At 41.1% G+C, this 18,834-nt stretch carries 19 protein-coding genes; 2 read left to right on the plus strand and 17 right to left on the minus strand.

Annotated elements, in window-relative coordinates:
• Nucleotides 1-5: 5 nt before the first annotated feature.
• The 9 genes from IV50_RS06215 to IV50_RS06255 form a co-directional block, all read right to left on the minus strand.
• Complete coding sequence (locus IV50_RS06215) at nucleotides 6-1,202, minus strand: MDR family MFS transporter (protein WP_057746669.1); 1,197 nt, start codon at nucleotides 1,200-1,202, stop codon at nucleotides 6-8.
• Between the two features lie 58 nt (nucleotides 1,203-1,260).
• Nucleotides 1,261-2,670, minus strand: coding sequence for a replicative DNA helicase (gene dnaB / locus IV50_RS06220; RefSeq protein WP_057746673.1), 1,410 nt, complete (start codon nucleotides 2,668-2,670; stop codon nucleotides 1,261-1,263).
• A gap of 101 nt (nucleotides 2,671-2,771) precedes the next feature.
• Nucleotides 2,772-3,224 (minus strand): 50S ribosomal protein L9, encoded by a 453-nt coding sequence (gene rplI, locus IV50_RS06225; protein ID WP_057746676.1) that lies wholly within the window; start codon nucleotides 3,222-3,224, stop codon nucleotides 2,772-2,774.
• 15 nt (nucleotides 3,225-3,239) lie between these two features.
• Nucleotides 3,240-5,294: a DHH family phosphoesterase gene (locus IV50_RS06230; RefSeq protein WP_057746680.1), complete on the minus strand. Its 2,055-nt coding sequence runs from the start codon at nucleotides 5,292-5,294 to the stop codon at nucleotides 3,240-3,242.
• A 126-nt stretch (nucleotides 5,295-5,420) separates the two neighbouring features.
• Nucleotides 5,421-6,371: an ABC transporter ATP-binding protein gene (locus IV50_RS06235; RefSeq protein WP_057746683.1), complete on the minus strand. Its 951-nt coding sequence runs from the start codon at nucleotides 6,369-6,371 to the stop codon at nucleotides 5,421-5,423.
• A 10-nt stretch (nucleotides 6,372-6,381) separates the two neighbouring features.
• Complete coding sequence (locus tag IV50_RS06240) at nucleotides 6,382-7,473, minus strand: ABC transporter ATP-binding protein (protein ID WP_057746686.1); 1,092 nt, start codon at nucleotides 7,471-7,473, stop codon at nucleotides 6,382-6,384.
• Nucleotides 7,474-7,487: 14 nt separating this feature from the next.
• Complete coding sequence (locus tag IV50_RS06245; RefSeq protein WP_057746689.1) at nucleotides 7,488-8,510, minus strand: ABC transporter permease; 1,023 nt, start codon at nucleotides 8,508-8,510, stop codon at nucleotides 7,488-7,490.
• 13 nt (nucleotides 8,511-8,523) lie between these two features.
• The gene (locus tag IV50_RS06250) at nucleotides 8,524-9,444 is read right to left on the minus strand and encodes an ABC transporter permease (RefSeq protein WP_057746913.1); all 921 of its coding nucleotides are present in this window, start codon (nucleotides 9,442-9,444) and stop codon (nucleotides 8,524-8,526) included.
• Between the two features lie 73 nt (nucleotides 9,445-9,517).
• Nucleotides 9,518-11,146, minus strand: a complete 1,629-nt coding sequence (locus IV50_RS06255) for a peptide ABC transporter substrate-binding protein (protein ID WP_057746692.1) — start codon at nucleotides 11,144-11,146, stop codon at nucleotides 9,518-9,520.
• A 319-nt stretch (nucleotides 11,147-11,465) separates the two neighbouring features.
• Between IV50_RS06255 and IV50_RS06260 the strand changes: the two genes are divergently transcribed.
• Both IV50_RS06260 and IV50_RS06265 read left to right on the plus strand, forming a co-directional pair.
• On the plus strand, nucleotides 11,466-12,092 hold the full coding sequence (locus IV50_RS06260; protein WP_057746694.1) for a YczE/YyaS/YitT family protein: 627 nt from the start codon (nucleotides 11,466-11,468) through the stop codon (nucleotides 12,090-12,092).
• Between the two features lie 120 nt (nucleotides 12,093-12,212).
• Nucleotides 12,213-13,241, plus strand: a complete 1,029-nt coding sequence (locus IV50_RS06265) for a lactonase family protein (protein ID WP_057746697.1) — start codon at nucleotides 12,213-12,215, stop codon at nucleotides 13,239-13,241.
• A 58-nt stretch (nucleotides 13,242-13,299) separates the two neighbouring features.
• Here the strand turns inward: IV50_RS06265 and IV50_RS06270 are convergent, their stop codons facing one another.
• The 8 genes from IV50_RS06270 to IV50_RS06305 form a co-directional block, all read right to left on the minus strand.
• Complete coding sequence (locus IV50_RS06270) at nucleotides 13,300-13,956, minus strand: amino acid ABC transporter permease (protein ID WP_057746700.1); 657 nt, start codon at nucleotides 13,954-13,956, stop codon at nucleotides 13,300-13,302.
• A 13-nt stretch (nucleotides 13,957-13,969) separates the two neighbouring features.
• The gene (locus IV50_RS06275) at nucleotides 13,970-14,608 is read right to left on the minus strand and encodes an amino acid ABC transporter permease (RefSeq protein WP_057746703.1); all 639 of its coding nucleotides are present in this window, start codon (nucleotides 14,606-14,608) and stop codon (nucleotides 13,970-13,972) included.
• Nucleotides 14,608-15,450, minus strand: coding sequence for a transporter substrate-binding domain-containing protein (locus IV50_RS06280; protein ID WP_057746707.1), 843 nt, complete (start codon nucleotides 15,448-15,450; stop codon nucleotides 14,608-14,610). The genes IV50_RS06275 and IV50_RS06280 overlap by 1 nt, the downstream gene beginning before the upstream one ends.
• A gap of 12 nt (nucleotides 15,451-15,462) precedes the next feature.
• Nucleotides 15,463-16,197 (minus strand): amino acid ABC transporter ATP-binding protein, encoded by a 735-nt coding sequence (locus IV50_RS06285; RefSeq protein WP_057746710.1) that lies wholly within the window; start codon nucleotides 16,195-16,197, stop codon nucleotides 15,463-15,465.
• 218 nt (nucleotides 16,198-16,415) lie between these two features.
• On the minus strand, nucleotides 16,416-17,222 hold the full coding sequence (locus IV50_RS06290; protein ID WP_057746713.1) for a DUF6681 family protein: 807 nt from the start codon (nucleotides 17,220-17,222) through the stop codon (nucleotides 16,416-16,418).
• 2 nt (nucleotides 17,223-17,224) lie between these two features.
• On the minus strand, nucleotides 17,225-17,671 hold the full coding sequence (locus IV50_RS06295) for a hypothetical protein (RefSeq protein ID WP_057746716.1): 447 nt from the start codon (nucleotides 17,669-17,671) through the stop codon (nucleotides 17,225-17,227).
• A 27-nt stretch (nucleotides 17,672-17,698) separates the two neighbouring features.
• Entirely contained in the window at nucleotides 17,699-18,268 is a 570-nt protein-coding gene (locus tag IV50_RS06300; RefSeq protein WP_162259506.1) for a guanylate kinase, read from the minus strand.
• A gap of 28 nt (nucleotides 18,269-18,296) precedes the next feature.
• Complete coding sequence (locus IV50_RS06305) at nucleotides 18,297-18,821, minus strand: biotin transporter BioY (protein WP_057746722.1); 525 nt, start codon at nucleotides 18,819-18,821, stop codon at nucleotides 18,297-18,299.
• Nucleotides 18,822-18,834: the final 13 nt, after the last annotated feature.

The following is an 18,834-nucleotide window of genomic DNA, read 5'->3' on the forward strand; positions in this document are numbered from 1 at the left end:
CACTGCTAATCTCCTTCAGTAAATTGTTGTGTATGTCGATAGCCTTTCAACATCAAAAGCGCTAATACCGCAAAAGTGATAAAGACTAATAAGGCACCACCATTAAACAAGGCCGAATAGCCATCACGCTCAATGACCAATCCCCCGACTAACGGTCCAATTGCACGGCCTACCGATGGTGCCGCAGCCACTAGACCTTGATAGCGTCCCTTTAATGCTGCTGGCGTCAGCTCGTTTACTAATGCCGGGATCATTGGGAAGGCCGTTACCTCACCAAAAGTTGTAATCACCATCGCAATCGCAAATCCAGTAAAGTCATGGGCGAACGGCAAAATCAAAAAGGCTAAGCCGAACATGAAAATGCCCCCGAAAATTTGAATCCACATCGCTTTAGGGCTTGTTACCAAATGGAAAGCATTTAATCCAACCTGAATAATCGCAATCAAAAGTCCATTAATCGTCCACAGCAATGAATACTGCCAAAGTGGTAAATGCAAATCAGTTGTCATGTATACGGAGAGATTCCCTTGCCATTGCGCATACGCAATCCAAAGTACAATCAAGCCAATAATGACGCCATAGACCAATTTTAAATTCCAGCGTGGTAACTTTGGCATAGCGCTTTGCTGATGTGCATCATCCACCGTAATGTCAATTTTAAAGGCATGCCGGACAATTCCTAATAGGACAAAATACAAACCTAACGATAGAATAAAGAGCCAGACGATGCCGAAAGGATAAATAAGACCCAATAAGGCTGTTGCAAAAACCATACCAAAATTATTCGTAAAGTACAACATATTAAAAACGAACCGACCGTCGTGATTTTTAACCAACGTGCCGTAAGCGTTGATAACGGCCATTATCCACCCATTTAGTAATGCTGCAACAATTAAATTCACCGCATAAAATGGCCAACCATGGAAGAAAACCAGTAGAAATTGAATACATATCATCCCTAAAGTGCCTATTAGAATCAGCTTATATGGCGCGAAACGGTCAAATAGACGTCCACTGATAATTGAGCCAAACGCTTGACCAGATGCAACCAGCAGCATCACCCAACCAACCACCACTAAGGACTGGTGCAATGGCCCATTTAAATACACTGTGGTGACTGGCCAAATAAACCCAAATGCGAAATTATTAATTAATGACGCAAGCAGTAACCACTTGAGCGTCATCCCCGTTTTTTGTTGCATATCTTTCCCCCTTACAACGAAAGAATCAGCCAACCGGATGATTGACTGATTCATCTATTTATCCAAAGCCATTTCCATCATCACGATACTCAATATTTGAGAACTTATTATATGATTTCACAAATAATAGATGCGCCGTTCCTCGAGCTCCAGAACGGTTCTTTTCAATAATGACTTCAATTTCACCCACGTCTTGTTCCTCTTCTTCACGTGGATCTTGTGGACTATCGTCATCTTCATTGTCGCGATAATAATCATCACGATACAAAAAGGCAACGATGTCCGCGTCCTGCTCGATTGATCCAGATTCACGAATATCCGATAGCATTGGCCGCTTATCTTGACGCTGTTCCACACTACGTGACAACTGCGACAGCGCAATAACTGGCGTATCTAGCTCCATCGCCATTTTCTTAATCGAACGCGAAATAGCTGACACTTCTTGCTGACGACCTTCCGAACCACTGCCTTCAATTAGTTGTAGGTAATCGATAATCACAAGGCCAATTTGCCCTTCCTTCTTTTGCAAACGACGGAGCTTTGACCGAATTTCATTTACCTTAATCCCTGGCGTATCATCAATAAAGATTTTCGTCTTTGATAATGATCCCATTGCTACGGCTAAACTATTCCATTCCTCTGGATCCAATGTTCCGGTCCGCATGTGTTGTGAATTAATGTTTCCTTCAGCAGCTAACATTCGATTAACCAAAGCCGTGTCCGGCATTTCCAAAGAAAAAATAACAACTGGCAAACTAGGGTCAGCCACAGCCACGCGTTGCGCGATGTTCAAAACAAAAGCAGTTTTACCAACGGCCGGCCGCGCTGCCACGATAATCATTTCACCGCCATGAAAGCCGGTCGTTAAATTATCAAGCGCTGGATATCCCGTAGCTAAACCGGTCACTTGATCATCAGTGCCTGAATTGGCCTCAATTTGTTCGAATGAACGATTAACCACCTCAGCGATATCTTTAAAGTCGGTCGTTTTTTCACCGGCATTAATCGTATCCAACTTGGCGCTAACATCAGCAACCAATTCTTCAACATTTTCAGCACCGGTATATGACCCTTGCGTTCCCTCTTGCAGCGTATCAATCAATTCACGACGTAATGACTTATCTTTAACAATGCGTGCGTAGTACATCGCATTTCCCGCCACTGGGACACTAGCCGCTAATTCAGTTAGATACGCCATGCCTCCGACGTTTTCAACTTGATTTTCTTTCTCAAGTTCGTCCGTAATCGTCAATACGTCAATCGCGCGTTGTTCATTATCCAAGCTTAACATCGCTTGGAAAATCAACTGATGTGCGGTTCTAAAGAAATCACCTGGCGTTAAAATTGAAGAGACTTGCGCTAACAAGTCAGTCGGATCGGTTGAAAGTAAAATTGACCCCAATACCGCTTGTTCCGCTTTAATATCTTGTGGTGCACTTAAAGCAACATTTTGATTATTTTCTGGCATGTGCCCACCTCATCTATAATTTGTTTTGTCTTCATTATTTTAACAGATTCATACAAAATAAAAAGCAACGTTATCACTAACGTTGCTTTTATAAAAACACTTTATTGTTCAACCACGTGTACACGCACAGTTGCTTCAACTTGCTTGTGTAATTTGATTTTGATATTTGAAAAGCCAAGTGCACGGATTGGTTCTTTCATATCCATCTTGTGCTTATCAAGTTTAATCCCCAGTTGCTTGTCTGCTGCTTCAACAACTTGCTTAGATGAAACTGCGCCGAACAAACGTCCGTCGCTTCCCGCCTTAGCTTTCACTTCGACGACAGAATCATCAGCTTCAAGCTTTGCCTTCAACGCTTCTGCAGCTGCTTTTTCTTCAGCAGCATCACGTTCTTCAGCCTTTTTCTTGGCATTGTTAACTGACACATTCTTCTTAGTTGCTGGTTCAGCTTTCTTATTCTTGATTAAGAAGTTATTAGCGTATCCATCAGGGACATCTTTAATGTCACCCTTCTTACCACGACCTTTAACGTCTTCTAAAAAGATTACTTTCATGAGTTTATCTCCTTTTTATTCTTCATTTTCAGCTAATTCGGTCAACGTCTGTTTGAGCATTTCCGCAGCGTCTTGGGTGGTTGTATCATGTAACTGCGTTGCCGCATTACTTAGATGGCCACCACCACCCAATTGTTCCATCACAATCTGGACATTTTCCGTTCCATCGGAACGGGCTGAAATAGCAATTGTTTCATCATCACGTTGGGTAATGACAAACGAACGTTTAACGCCAATTAATTGTAACAAACTATCCGCTGCTTGCGCAGCAACGACAGAATCGTATTGAATATTGTCATCTGCCACGACGACCGCGACATCATCATACACTTGGACTTGTTCAATCAAACGTGAACGATCACGATATGAATCAACTGATTCTTTCATAAAGTCTTGAATCAAGGTCCCATCGGCACCAACTGAGCGCAAATAGCTCGCGGCATCAAATGTACGTGTCCCTGTACGTAAGGTAAATGACTTAGTATCAATTTGAATTCCTGCCAACATGGCTGAGGCTTCCACACGGGTTAACCCTCGGCCTTGTTTGTTGGGCTGGTATTCAAAGAGTTCTGAAACCAGTTCAGAACTTGATGAGGCGTAAGACTCGACATAAACCAATTGTGGTTCTGCTGGGAACTCCTCACCACGACGATGATGGTCAATAATAACAACATGATCACTCAAACGGTCATAGACATCACGCGATTCCGTGATAGATGGCTTTGAGTGGTCCACCATAATTAACAAGCTATGTTCAGTCGCCTGATTCAAGACATCGCTTGGTTCAATCAGCGCATTTTCGTTACGTGGCTCTTCAGCTAAATCTGCCAACAAGCGTTCGATATCTGAATGCGCCGTTTGACTACGATCATAGACGACCCAAGATGGTTTGTCATGCATTTGTGCAATTCGACGCACCCCTAAAGCTGCCCCAAATGAATCCATGTCTGGATTAGCATGTCCCATGATAAAGACTTGATCCGCTTGCATAATCAAATCACTTAGAGCTTGTGAAATAACACGTGCTCGGACTCGTGTTCGCTTCACCATCGGATTTGTATTTCCGCCATAGAAGCGTGCTTCGCCATCTTCGGCACGAACCACAACTTGATCACCACCTCGACCTAACGCTAAATCAAGGTTAGATTGTGCATTTTCAGCCAAACGATTAATCGAAGCCTCATGGTACGCAATTCCAATACTTAACGTCAACGGCATATTTTGTGCTGACGTTGCCTCGCGGACATCATCTAAAATACTAAAGCGATCAGCCTCAGCCTGCTCTAAGCCAGCATCGTAACCAATTAACATAAATCGGTCCACAGCAATGCGGCGCGTATAAACTTCATGCGCATCCATCCAATTCGTTAATGAACGCGTTAAGAAGGTACGTAAAGCTGAGGCATTTGCATCACTCATACTTTCAGTAATTTCATCATAATTATCCACTGATACTAACCCAATAAATAACCGATGGTCTTCATAGGTTTGCTTGATAGTCGCATTCTCAGTGACATCATAAAAATAGATGACTTGAATGTCAGTTTGCACCGAAACTTCAAATATCCGACCCAACCATTCTAACCGCGTCCGTTTTGGACTATCAGCTTGGTCATCTTCATCAGTATGATTTTCGGAATCCGCTTGAGATGCTTGTTCAACAATATTTTCAAGTGCTTCAGAAAGATCTGATAATTGGCTTCCGATAATAATCTCTGAACCCAATAAATCTTGCAAATAAGGGTTAACCCAATTTACGGTATGCGTCTCATTGTAAAGGAGCAACCCAACTGGCATCTGGAGAGCCGATTCTTCACCACTACGCTTAATGCGGTATGACAAATTTGTCAAATATTGTGCGGTATCATCACTGATGTCACGCAATGTTCGGAAAATAATCGTTAAAGCAATTAAGACCAAAATTAACCAAACAACACCAATCAACCAATTGACATTGAAAGCTAGAATTAGACCCAAGAGCGCAATCAGCGAGACAAGAATGACAATCCAACCAATCGAACGATTCTGAAATAACCGTGGAATTTTAATTTTGTTTTGCCATTGTTTCACGAAATAATTCTCCTACTCTTTTTTTGTATTGTCTTCCATTATACCATGAATTACTTTAAAACATCACACTCCACCAACGTTGCCATATAAAAAAGACAGAAATAAATTTCTGTCTTTTTTAAGGTTTTAAATGAGTCCAAATTCACGAGCACGCTCTTGATACATTGGAATCTCATCTTGTGTTGCCCAAACATAATGTTCTGGGGCGATTTCAATCATTGTTCGATCTTGTCCGTCCATTTCACGAGTTGGGTCATAAACAATTGGTTTACGATTAAGCTCTACCTCTGGATCAGGCTCAGGAATTGAACTCAACAATGAACGCGTGTAATCGTGCAAAGGATGATCATACACTTCATCAGCTGGTCCGATTTCAACCATCTTACCCCAGTGCAGCACACCAATACGGTCAGAAATATACTTAACCATTGAAAGGTCGTGCGCAATGAAAAGATACGTCAAATTGCGTTCCTTTTGCAATTTTTGCAATAGGTTAACGACTTGCGCTTGAATTGAAACGTCCAGCGCTGAAATCGGTTCGTCAGCAACAATGAAGCGTGGTGACATCGCCAAAGCACGGGCAATTCCGATACGCTGACGTTGTCCACCCGAGAATTCATGGGGATAACGATTAGCATGTTCTTTCTTAAGCCCAACCGTTTCTAGCATGTCATCAACAACTTTTGTTCGTTCATCAGCGCTGCTAACGAGACCATTCGCATCAAGTCCTTCAGCAATAATATCCTTGACCTTCATTCGCATATCTAATGATGCTTGTGGGTCTTGGAAAATCATTTGAACTTCTTGGTGGAACTGTTTTAAATCAGCCTTCTTTTTAATCTTGGTCACATCGGTACCATCATAGCGAACCTCACCAGCAGTTGGCGCATTCAACTTCATGATTGTACGTCCAATGGTGGTTTTTCCAGAACCAGACTCACCAACTAAACCAAAAGTTTCACCTTCATAAATGTCAAATGAGGCATTTTGAACCGCTAAAGTTTGGTTTTTACGTCCCTTGTTAAAGGTAATGTCTAGGTTCTTAATTTCAACCAGTTTCTTACGATCTTCTACCATCATCAAACTCCTATCTAGACAAAATTGCGGATGCATCTACTGGCTTAGCCTGTTTTTTATCCGCTTCAGGATGAGCTTGCTTGTACTTGGCCCAACGTTGTTGCACTGTCAAAGGTGGTACAACTTCAGGTGCATGTTCATCCAATAACCATGTCGCTGCAAAATGGGTTGGTGACAATTGGAAATAAGGTGGTTGCTTTTTTTCGTCAATTGCCAAGGCATACTTATTACGTGGTGCAAAAGCATCCCCAACTGGTGGGTTCAACAAATCAGGCGGTGTTCCTGGAATAGCTTCCAAGCTTCCCTTGTTGGTTTGTGTTGTTGGCATTGAGTTCAACAATCCCCATGTATATGGATGTTGTGGGAAACCATAAATTTCATCAATTGTTCCGACTTCGACAATTTGTCCAGCATACATAACTGCCACACGGTCTGCCATTCCAGCCACCACACCTAAATCATGGGTAATAAAGATAATTGAAGTCCCTAACTCACGTTGGATTTTTTTCATCAAGTCCAAAATTTGGGCTTGAATCGTCACATCCAAAGCGGTGGTTGGTTCATCAGCAATCAAAACCTCAGGGTTATCAATCAACGCAATCGCAATGACGATACGTTGACGCATTCCACCTGAAAATTGGTGTGGGTAATCATTAATATGAGCTTTTGCATTTGGAATACCAACTAGATTCATCATGTCTAGCGCTTTATCCCAAGCTTCTTTTTTACCCATACCTTGGTGCTTAATCAGTGGTTCTGCAATTTGTTGTCCAATTTTCATCGTTGGATCTAATGAAGTCATTGGATCTTGGAAAATCATCGCAATTTCAGAACCACGAATTGAGCGGAATTCATTTTCAGGTAAGTCAATGAGTTCCTTACCCTTAAATTGAATTGAGCCTCGTTCAATTTCCGCATTTTTAGCCAACAAGCCCATAATGGTACGCGTTGTCACTGACTTTCCGGATCCAGATTCACCAACTAAGGCTAATGTTTCGCCTTTTTCTAGATTAAAGTAGATATCACGAATCGCTTGCACGGCTCCGTTGTCAGTGTGGAAATTGATTTTTAAATCATTTACTTCAAGGATGTTTTCTGTCATTTCCCCTCTACTCCTTAATCACGTGTTCGTGGATCAAAGGCATCACGCAATCCATCCGCCAACAAGTTAAAGGCAATCATCAAAACTGACATCACGATTGCTGGGAATACTAGTTGATATGGATAGAATTGGAAGGCCGTTTGTCCATCATTCAGTAACGTTCCAAGTGACGCCATTGGCACGGGGATTCCGATTCCAATAAATGAAAGCAAGGCTTCAAAGAAGATTGCCGATGGAATCGTGAACATCAACTGCACAATAATGGTTGATGAAACGTTAGGTACTAAGTGGCGGAGCCCAGTTTTAATTGGAGAGGTTCCCAATGTGCGGGCAGCGGAAATAAAGTCTTGTTCTTTCAAAGACAAGACATCCGCTCGCACAAGTCGGGCCATCGACGTCCATGATGTTAATGAAATACCCAAGGCAATTGAGAATAGCCCCGGCTTCATAATCAAAATCAACAAAACAAAGACAACCAAATTTGGCACTGATGACACAATTTCAACAATTCGTTGCATCACCATGTCGACGCGGCCACCCTTCCAACCAGAAATCAAACCATATGAAACACCAAAGACTAAGTCAATTAGTGCCGCAATCAAGGCAACTTCTAGTGAGATACGTGTTCCATAAAGGACTCGCTTGAAAATATCACGTCCGAATTGATCCGTTCCAAAGATATGGGTTTCACCCTTCTTCACATTGGCGCGTTCGTACGCATTAAACTTTTCACCATCAATTTTTTGTTCTCCACGGAAACCAGGAATATTACCTGGAATACGTGGTGGCAAGTTTTGTTGCATCACATTTTGCTTAGATGTCGTCGTTGTATTGGCATACGGTACAGAAAGGAAAGCTCCTAGGAAAATCGCAATGATAATCCATAATGACACAAATGCTCCCTTATTCTTTTTCAAACGACGCCATGCATCCTGGGCAAAGCTCAATGATGGCTTTTCAATTGTTTCATCATTACGTTTACGGTCATTAGGCAGCAACTCGAAATCAGCTGCTGACACTTGATTTAATTCAGCCATTTTTCGTTCCTCCCTAATTTGCTAAACGAATTCGTGGATCAATCAATCCATACAAAATATCAGTAATCAATAGCACTACCATCAACATCATTGAGTAAACAATGGTAGTTCCCATAATTAATGGGTAGTCATTCGTCAAAATTGATGAGACGAATTGTCCCCCAATTCCAGGAATGGCGAAAATCTTTTCAATAACAACTGATCCAGTCATCAAGTTGACGGCCATTGGCCCAATCAATGTAACCAAAGGAATCAATGAGTTACGCAACGTGTGACGCCACACAATATCATTACTTGAAAGTCCCTTGGCACGGGCTAATTCAATATAATCCGATCCCATAACATCAACCATTTCAGTTCGAATGAAGCGGGCGGCTGTGGCCATTGGCTGCATCCCTAAGGCAATCGTTGGTAGGATTGTAAATTTAAACCCTTCCCAGCCCGCAATTGGCAACCAGTTTAACTTCAAACCGACGTAGTATTGCAAAAGAGCGGCGAAGACGAATGATGGAATTGAAACACCTAACACAGCTAAAATTGATAAAAATGTATCTGTCTTAGTATTACGATGCACAGCTGCAGCTGCTCCAAGTCCAATTCCGGCTACAATTCCAAACACTAGGGCTTGAATCCCCAATTGTGCTGAAGGCCCGATACGTTGGGCAATTAGCGTTGACACTGGTTGATTTTGGAATTGGAATGAATTTCCAAAGTTAAATTGGAGCGCATTCACTAAGTAATTCCAGTACTGCACAATTAAAGGCTTATCCAGTCCATATTGCGCTTCAATTACCTGACGTTGCGTATCTGACAAACGCTCAGCGTTTGCCAATGGTGACCCAGGCATTAATTTCATTAAGAAGAACGTTATTGAAATAATAATGATCAACGTTAACAAGATAATGCCTAGTCGCTTTAAAACATATTTAACCATTCCCGACATATCTGACAAACCTTTCTATCCTAATTAATCAGCAACCAAAGTACTTGATTGATGAAACAATATACTATTCCTTATAAGCCCACTTGAAATCATATGGTGCTCCAGATGGATGTGTTACCATCCCCTTTACACTTGGACGAACAAACGCAGCCTGTGAACGATAGTAAAGTGGGACAACTCCCATTTCCTTACTCATAATATGTTCGGCTTGCTTATAATCATTAAAACGCGCCTTAGGGTTATTCACATCAGGTCCATTCGCCTTATCAATCAAATCTGTATATTCCTTGTTGTTCCATGAACCTTCATTAAATGAGGCTCCTGCTTTATACAAATCTGAGAAGGTTGAAGGATCAGGGTAATCAGCACCCCAAAGTGAAATAACTGCTTGGAATTGCTTTTCACCAGAAAGTTGAATACGTTGCTTTGCTGGTACCGTTTTAATCGTTACTTTCAGTCCTTTAATATGTTGCAACTGATCTTGTAAGTATTGTGACGTCCGCTTTGCAGCATCACTATCATCTACCAACAACTGAACCGTCAACGATTTCTTACCAGTCTCTTTCAAGCCTTCATCGAACAACTTTTGTGCCTTAGGTAGGTCATAGCTTACAGCATCCTTAAGCGTAACTGACTTCGAGAAGTCTTCGCCGTTATTTGGGTCTTTAACCAACTTTGTTGCAGAAAAAGTTGTGGCTGGTGTCGCACTACCCGTTAGTACCTTATCCGTTAGGACATCACGGTCAATTCCGTAAGAAATTGCTCGACGAATATTTGTATTTTTAAATTCAGGAACAGTCTTTTCATTTAACTGCAAGTAGGCAGTTGTTGCTGAAGGGATTGTTGTGTATGCCTTATTGTGTCGAGAGGCTGTTACTTGTTGTGGTGACAAGGTGGTGAAATCAATGGTATTAGACTTATATAAATTATATCCAGTATTTTGATCAGCAATCGTCTTAATCACTAATTTCTTTGTTTTCACAGCATCTTTGTCATAATACTTAGGATTTTTTTCATAAGTTACGACATCGTTAGAGCCGTTCCAATCCTTTTGAACATATGGTCCAGATGAAAGTAAGTACTTTGATTGCGTCCCATAATTATTACCAGTCTTCTTAACAAAGGCTTCATTCTGTGGGAAGAAAGGTGCCATTGGTAACATTCCTACCAATTGTGGCAAAGGACGTTCCAAATCAACCTGCAAGGTGTTATCGTCAACGGCCTTAACCCCTAGTTTAGAAAGATCCTTTTCTTTACCTGCTTGAATGGCATCAGCATTCTTGATTCCTGAGTACAAGTAGGCGTACTGTGATCCTGTCTTTGGATCATTGGTACGTTGCCAACCATAAACAAAATCCTTAGCAGTCAACGGGTCACCGTTCGACCACTTTAGATTGTGGCGAAGCTTGAATGTATAATGTAGGCCATCCGCGCTCTTTGTGTATGATTCCGCCAAAGCTGGCTGTGGATCATCATTTTTATCTGCTCGAAAGAGACCATCATTTGTTGCAGTCAATCCATCAAAGTCAATTGCTGCTGTTACTTTTGAGGGGTCCATCGTACTTAATGGTGCCATCTCCGTCCAATTAATTGTTTTGTACTTATCAGCACTTACTGTCGTTTGTGACAGCACCGTCCCTGCTAAGACAAAACCAGCCGCAACGACTAGCGGCTTTTTAATACCTTTTTTCATAATCCTTCCCCCAACCATATCTTTATGAGAGTACTTTTCGCTATTCGTCAAATATACCGTTAACATTCGGGGTTGTCAATGGAAAAAAATCTCATTTAACTTTACTTTAGTCGCTTTACAATCACGTTTTGATTTTTAGAATCTCTCATTCTAATTTCAAAACATGCTCACTTAATGCTTTCTGTGTCACTTGTTAATAAAAGATGAATTTATCTACTATTGTATGTCCCCTACATACTTTAGCCAGGTATTTGAATTTGATTCATTGCGTGTCCCCCAGCTTTGTTTTATAATGATTACTAATATGGAGGAGGTATTTATGAAAAAGGTTTTTCAGTTTGGTTATATTTTAATGGGACTCTTAATTATCGGAGTTGGTGCGTCACTACTTAGTGTTGGTGGTCTTGGGGTTGACCCATTTACTGCCTTCAACATGAGTTTGGCTGATCGCTTACACCTTACACTTGGTGTAACGCAATTGTGCATGAACTTGGTACTTTTTGTTTATGTCTTCCTTAATGACAAAACAAGCATTGGTTGGGGAACAATTATGAACATGACCCTTGTTGGTGTGTTCATTCAATATATCTCAGACTTTTTGCAACAATACAACCTTGGTTCAGTTGGCTTTTGGGGAAAGTTATTGATTCTAGTTATTGGAATCGTATTCTTTACGCTTGGAGCTGCTATCTACATGTCAGGAGACATGGGAGCTGCCCCATACGACTCAATCGCACCAATTTTAACAAAGCAACTACACGGTGAATACAATATCATCCGTAGTTGGCAAGATATTACTTTCGTTGTGCTAGCCTTTGTACTTGCTGGTATGCACCACGTTGGTTTAGGTACGATTGTGGCTGCCTTTGGTTCAGGTTCTTTGATTGCTGTTTGGACAAAATTGCTACCAAAGTTCCCCGCACAAAGCTTCTTCAAGAACAAGTAATTTGATATAGGACATTTTCAATATTAATATTAAATTTAATATTGGTATGACGTGAGCAAAGCCCTGCCATTATTAAATGGTTTTGGCTTTGCTCTTTTATTTTACACGGAGGTGAAAATCATGATTGAACCATTCCTACTTGGAACTTATACAAAGAAAGATAGCGAAGGTATCTACCGCGTTGAGCTTGATACTGAAGCAAAAAAACTGCAAAACCTCACACTTCTCGCTAAAGAAAGCAATCCAACTTATGTGGCTGAATCAAAAGATGGTATTATTTATGCCGTTTATGATCAAGAACGCATGGGTGGTATTGCTGCCTACCGTCCCGATGGTGATGGTAAGTACAAGCTTATCAACAAGGTCCTTGAGACAGGCGCACCTGTTTGTTATGTTGGGTTCGATGAAGATCGCCAACTCATTTACGGTGCTAACTACCATAAGGGTGAGTTAAATACCTATACTGTACTCGAGGATAAAGGGGTCGGACCTGCAACGTCATTCTACCACCATGACAAGACTGGGCCACACCCTAACCAAGACGCACCACATATCCACTATACGAACTTGACACCAGATGGTCGGTTAATCGTTTGTGATTTAGGAACTGACCAAGTCTATATTTATGATGTTGAACCAAATGGTTTACTCTCAACTCGTTCAATTTATAAAGCCCAACCTGGGACAGGCCCTCGTCACGTTGTCTTCAATCCAAATGGTAAATATGTTTACCTAGTCGGAGAACTTGACTGTAGTGTTTCAGTCCTTGAATATAAGGATACTGGTGATTTGGTCTTCGTCGATAAGTATTACACTAAGCCAGATGATTGGCATGAATTCAATAGTGCTGCCGCTATTCGTTTCAATGAAAAAACCAACACACTTTATGTTTCAAATCGTGGACACGATTCAATCGCAGTCTTCAAGGTGACTGAAGATGGTCGTAAGCTTGAATTAATTCAACGTATTCACACAGAAGGGCATTTCCCACGTGACTTCAATATTGATCCTTCTGGTCAATTCCTTGTCGTTGGTCACCAATTCTCAGACAACCTCTCATTGTTTGAAATTAGTGAAGACGATGGTACGCTGACACTTTTGGACGATACATTCTACGGTCCTGAAACGGTCTGTGTTTATTTCGAATAAAGTACGCAAAAAAAGCTGATCTGTTAATAAACAGATCAGCTTTTTTTGTGTCTTTATATTATGAAACCATTCGACGATCGATATAACTACCAATTTGGGAAATCGTAAAGTTCAAGATAAAGTACAGAATTGCCAACATCAAGAACATCGGAATAATTTCCATTGGCTTTTGGGCATAGATTGTTTGTGCTCGGAAAGTCACTTCTGGCAACATAATAATTGTTGCCAATGACGTATCTTTAATCAACGAAACAAATTGTGACACGATTGGTGGAATCATTTTCTTATACGCTTGTGGTAAGAGAATATGCCACAGAGCCTGGTAAAAGTTCAACCCGTTTGAGAGTGCCCCTTCAAGTTGCCCCTTTGGAACAGCCTTAATACCAGAACGCACAATTTCAGCCAACATTGCCGATTCGAAAATCGTCATCGCAACAATTGTCGAAACCGTCACATTAAAGTGAACACCAATTCGTGGTAACGCAAAGTACGTGAAGAAAATAATCAACAAGAGTGGCAAATTACGAATCATATCAATGATAAATCCCACGATTGCTGAAAGATATTTCACCTTCATATAGCGAATCACGCCCAGAATTGATCCAATAATGAAACTAAAAATAATTGAGATTACTGAAACTTCAATCGTTACCCACAATCCAGTTAGAAGGAAACGCATATTAATCCATGAGTATGCTTGTAAAAAGTCTTGCATTTATCTTCTCCTCCTAACGGTCTGTTTTATTCTCAAGATAACGCATGTAATAGCTCAAAGGCAACGTTAGAATGAGATAGAAAATAGCAACGATAATATATGGTCCAAATGTATCAAACGTTAGTTGCGAAATCATATTGGCTTGATACATCAAATCCAACCCCGCTACGAAAGCCAATACCGATGAATTCTTAATCAAATTCACAAACTGGTTTCCCAACGGTGGAATCACCAAACGAATTGCTTGTGGCAGCACCACATAACGCATTGCTTGCCACCAACTTAATCCATTCGAACGCGCGCCTTCATATTGCCCAGAATCAACTGAGTTAATTCCAGCACGAATCGTTTCGGCAATAAAGGCTGACGTATACAAAGTCAATCCAATCGTTCCAGAAACAAAGCCGTTTAAGTTCAACACTTTCGCCACAACAACGTAAAAGAACATTGTGATAACCAACAGTGGAATATTACGGACGACTTCAATATAAATTTTACCTACAATATTAGCAAAGCGGTTCGGTACAATTTGCAAAAGGGCAAACCCTAAACCTAAAATAGTTGATCCGATTAAAGCAATGACACTTGATAAAATCGTCCAACCAAAACCAGTAAAGAACTCACTGGCGTGACTTGTAAATAGTGTCCACATTACTCAGTGACCTCCTTCCAGTTCATACCTGGAACATCGTTAAACCATTTCTTGGCCAACTTATCATATGAACCATCCGCCTTCATCTCGTCAATCGCCTTATTAATTGCTTTGGTCAATTTTGGATCAGCCTTATCTACAGCAACACCATAAGGTTCAGTCGTAAAGTTACCACCAACGACTTTGACATTATGATTATCAACAGCCATTCCATAGAGAATACTGTTATCTGTTGTTAGGGCGTCCCCCTGGCCTGATTCAAGCGCAGTTAATGCCGTTGCGTAATCAGGCAATGCCACGACCTTGGCCTTGGGAGCGAACTTTTTCACATTTTCAATTGAATTAGACCCTTGGACACCCAATATGCGGGCGCCCTTATGATTCAAATCTTTGATTGATTTCACATCACTCTTCTTCATTACCATCAAAGCTTGACCCGCATTGAAGTATGGTTCTGAAAAATCAACAACCTTTTTACGTTCAGGTGTAATCGTCATTGTCGCGATAATCGCGTCAATGTTACCATTCAAAAGCATTGGGACACGTGTTCCAGAAGTGATTTGCGTTAATTCAGGTTTAGCTTTCGGATCAATGCGCTTCGTAATCGCTTTTGCCATATCAATATCGAAACCTTCTAATTTTCCAGTTCGGATATTAGTCAATCCCATTAACTTAGTATCACCCTTAACACCCCAATTCATGGTATGTGTTTTTTTAATTCGGTCATACGTTTGGTTCTTCGCTGCCGTCTCCGCTTGTACAGGGCTTGTTGCAACCCCACTCACAAACAGACCAGCTGCCAAGAAACCTAACGTAAGGCCGGCTACTTTCTTAATCTGCATGGTCGCTCCTCCTTAATGCACAATTTGTGATAGGAAATGACGAGCCCGTGGTTCCTTAGGATTTTCAAAGAATTCAGCAGTTGGTGAATCTTCAAGAATCTTTCCATCGGCCATGAAAATAACACGGTCCGCCACTTGCTTTGCAAATCCCATTTCGTGTGTCACAACCAACATGGTCATAGATGAATCTTGCGCAATTTCACGCATAATCTTCAAAACACCATTAACCATTTCAGGGTCAAGTGCAGATGTTGGTTCATCAAACAAAAGCGCCTTAGGCTTCATGGCAAGTGAACGTGCAATCGCAATTCGTTGTTGTTGTCCACCTGACAATTGCGCTGGGTATTTATTAGCTTGATCAGCAAGGCCCACGCGATCCAACAAGCCCATGGCAATTTTTTTATTTTCGTCTTCATCACGGTGCAAGACTAAACGTGGTGCTAGCATAATATTTTCGAGAATTGTCTTATTTTCATATAAATTAAAGTGTTGGAAGACCATCCCAACGTCTTTACGAAGACGGTTTAAATCAGTCTTTGGGTCAGCCAAGTCCTGATTATTGACGATTAATTGTCCCCCTTCAATTGACTCTAAACCATTTACAGTTCGAATTAATGTCGACTTTCCTGAACCAGAAGGTCCAAGCAAAACCACCGTTTCACCGGCTTCAACTTCTAAATTGATATCGTGCAAAGCATGGAAATCTCCATAATACTTTTCGACATCCTTAAACTCGATCATTGACATCGGGGTGTCCTCCTAAAAATAAACTTACTTAACTTAAAATTTGCTAAGTAATTACAAAGCAACCTGATATAACCACACAGATTATACCGGGAAACGTACTCGCATATATTGTTGTACTATCATCATCTTAATCTCAAATACTACAATTTGTCAAACAAAAAAATCTGTCTAACGACAGATTTTCTCATCTTAAATTCACTTTTTAATTAAATTCAGATTTACGACTTCTTTTTATAAGCTAGCTCGACCTTTAAATCATAAGGGTCTTGAATTTCAGTTAAGCCGGAACGACCTTTGACATGCGCTGGTCCCCCTTGCAAGAGTGCCGTCGCAATATACAAATCATATTTTTCTAGAGCGGCTTCAATCGGCTGGAGACCAACTTCCTTCACGACACCTAAACGTTTGGCCGACATTTCATTCAAACCACCGTAAACGGCAAGTCCATCTGGTTCCTGCTCAAGACGATAATATGGCAATGGAATTCCATCGCCATTGGCATAGATTTTTGATTGTCCTTGTTCAAGCAAAGCCTGTTGCTGTGCCTCGGATAACCCTTTATAGTCCGCCTGCACTAACTGATTAGCTTGCAATGCTTGTGCCATCTCATTTAAAGTTGCCTTCGTTTCATTGTCTAGTTCAACAGTTGCAGGTAAAACATCCTTTTGATTATAGATACCATTAGATGGGACAAACTGCACATTTGCTTCAGCCATATTCTGCTCAGCTTCTGCTTCTTCACGCTCGCCTAGCACTTTTGCAATATAAGGCGAAACATCGAATTTCATATGTTTATTTGTGAAATAGTAATAAAAATTAACAATCGCAAAATACAAAATTCCGATAAAGGCAGCTCCAAGCAACGCACTTCGTAAGTAGGCATGGTTTTTGAAGTATGAAAAGGCTAGATACAAAATATAGGTATCTCCCACAAATGCTAGAACTGTATAAATACGACCTTTTAATTTAGCATTCACATTCAAATAGCCTAGGTAGTGATTAATTAAGTCTAAAGTTGATAGCATCCTTAATTCCCCCTTTGTCCATTGCTAGTCGATGTTGCAGAGGCTTCAGATGGCGTGGTATTTGATGTTGACCCAGAAGACGTATCTGCGGTTGATGAACTAGTTTCAGAAGAAGTGTCTGATGTTGAGTCAGAATTTTCTGTTACGGAACTAGATGCCGACGACGTTGACTCTCGTTTGGTCTCATCAGCATTTGTCGCACTCGTGTCCCCTGCTTGTTCAGTCGTTGCTTTATCTTCACTGGCCGATGCTTCACTAGCTTTCTTTTTTGACTCACTGACCTTTTCACGTGACTCACTCACTTTTTTACTTGAAGCGACTTGCACACGTGTTGGTCCCCCATTATGTGTATTCGTCGTCACATTAACAACAGCATTTCCGGCACTTAACGCTAGGATAATCGACACTAATGCCACTGGTGTGACAAAAGGTGGTGTTCGATAAGTCATGTTAACTCCCCCAAAATTACTTAATCTTTAATCATTTTGGATGGATGCTTGCACAATGGCATCAATCTTGTTTTTGGTTTCTTCCCAGTCATCATTTTCAACAACATGGGCCTGTGCTTGTAAATTCTCTGGAATCTGTGTATCTCGTACGTATTCTTCACTCGATAGACGTTCATGAATTTTTTGAACATCATCTCCACGTTTAACCAGACGTTGATAGAGATCATGTTCTTTTGAAACAGTTAAATAAATAACAACGACTTCATCGGCCGGTAATTCCTCTAGATATGTGGCTGCCCCTTGTGTGTCTAGGACAATCGTAATCAATGGATTTTTCTCGAACGCACGTTCTAACCCCTCTCTAGAAGACCCATATTGATTTCCGTCATAGGTCACCTGTTCAAGATAATGGTTTTGGGCGAAAGTATCATGTGATTCAAAATAATAATCAACCTGATCCATTTCACCTGCACGTGGTTGACGCGTTGTATGCGTCACTACTTTGGGCATTTCATAGAATTCATTTAAGTATTTTGTCACAGACGTTTTACCTGTTCCAGTATTTCCTGTGACAACAAAGACTTTACGTTTCAAAATAGTTTCTCCTCAATCTCACTGGCCAGTATTAGCCGATTGGCAGATGCACCAAGTGCTTCACACCTAGAGCTAAAAGAACGACCAAAATCAATTTAATCACGAGTGGCATAAGAAAGGCTAAAAATCCTGTCGATAAAGCCACTGACATTGATAAATGTGCCGCAAACCCTAACCAAATCGTCCCCAAAGCCAGTTGAAGCACGGCTGCAAGCCCATTACTAAGGACCAACATTGTCGTCGTTTGATATCGCATCATCAGCGGACTAATCACTAATGGAAATACGAGCATTGCCAACAAATACCCCCCGGTAGGTGCTACAAAACTCGCTAAGCCGCCATGAAATCCTGCAAAAACAGGTAATCCCATTAAGCCAATCGCTAGATACCCACCGACTGAAAGGAGCGCAATTCGAGTCGTTGTAATACTGGCAATTAGTGGCACAATTAATGTTTGCATGCTAATTGGGACCATCCCCATTGGAATTGAGAATGGGGCAATGATACTGATAATGGCGGCAAACATCGCCGCTAATGTGAGTTCTCGAACTTTCATGTTTTTCTCTCCG

This window comes from Weissella viridescens (assembly GCF_001437355.1).
Lineage (GTDB): Bacteria > Bacillota > Bacilli > Lactobacillales > Lactobacillaceae > Weissella > Weissella viridescens.

Bases quoted from the DNA above. Each gene is read 5' to 3' on its own strand.
- IV50_RS06215 (WP_057746669.1), bottom strand. From the start codon at position 1,202: ATGCAACAAAAAACGGGGATGACGCTCAAGTGGTTACTGCTTGCGTCA.
- dnaB (WP_057746673.1), bottom strand. From the start codon at position 2,670: ATGCCAGAAAATAATCAAAATGTTGCTTTAAGTGCACCACAAGATATT.
- rplI (WP_057746676.1), bottom strand. From the start codon at position 3,224: ATGAAAGTAATCTTTTTAGAAGACGTTAAAGGTCGTGGTAAGAAGGGT.
- IV50_RS06235 (WP_057746683.1), bottom strand. From the start codon at position 6,371: ATGGTAGAAGATCGTAAGAAACTGGTTGAAATTAAGAACCTAGACATT.
- IV50_RS06240 (WP_057746686.1), bottom strand. From the start codon at position 7,473: ATGACAGAAAACATCCTTGAAGTAAATGATTTAAAAATCAATTTCCAC.
- IV50_RS06245 (WP_057746689.1), bottom strand. From the start codon at position 8,510: ATGGCTGAATTAAATCAAGTGTCAGCAGCTGATTTCGAGTTGCTGCCT.
- IV50_RS06250 (WP_057746913.1), bottom strand. From the start codon at position 9,444: ATGGTTAAATATGTTTTAAAGCGACTAGGCATTATCTTGTTAACGTTG.
- IV50_RS06255 (WP_057746692.1), bottom strand. From the start codon at position 11,146: ATGAAAAAAGGTATTAAAAAGCCGCTAGTCGTTGCGGCTGGTTTTGTC.
- IV50_RS06260 (WP_057746694.1), top strand. From the start codon at position 11,466: ATGAAAAAGGTTTTTCAGTTTGGTTATATTTTAATGGGACTCTTAATT.
- IV50_RS06265 (WP_057746697.1), top strand. From the start codon at position 12,213: ATGATTGAACCATTCCTACTTGGAACTTATACAAAGAAAGATAGCGAA.
- IV50_RS06270 (WP_057746700.1), bottom strand. From the start codon at position 13,956: ATGCAAGACTTTTTACAAGCATACTCATGGATTAATATGCGTTTCCTT.
- IV50_RS06275 (WP_057746703.1), bottom strand. From the start codon at position 14,608: ATGTGGACACTATTTACAAGTCACGCCAGTGAGTTCTTTACTGGTTTT.
- IV50_RS06280 (WP_057746707.1), bottom strand. From the start codon at position 15,450: ATGCAGATTAAGAAAGTAGCCGGCCTTACGTTAGGTTTCTTGGCAGCT.
- IV50_RS06285 (WP_057746710.1), bottom strand. From the start codon at position 16,197: ATGTCAATGATCGAGTTTAAGGATGTCGAAAAGTATTATGGAGATTTC.
- IV50_RS06290 (WP_057746713.1), bottom strand. From the start codon at position 17,222: ATGCTATCAACTTTAGACTTAATTAATCACTACCTAGGCTATTTGAAT.
- IV50_RS06295 (WP_057746716.1), bottom strand. From the start codon at position 17,671: ATGACTTATCGAACACCACCTTTTGTCACACCAGTGGCATTAGTGTCG.
- IV50_RS06305 (WP_057746722.1), bottom strand. From the start codon at position 18,821: ATGAAAGTTCGAGAACTCACATTAGCGGCGATGTTTGCCGCCATTATC.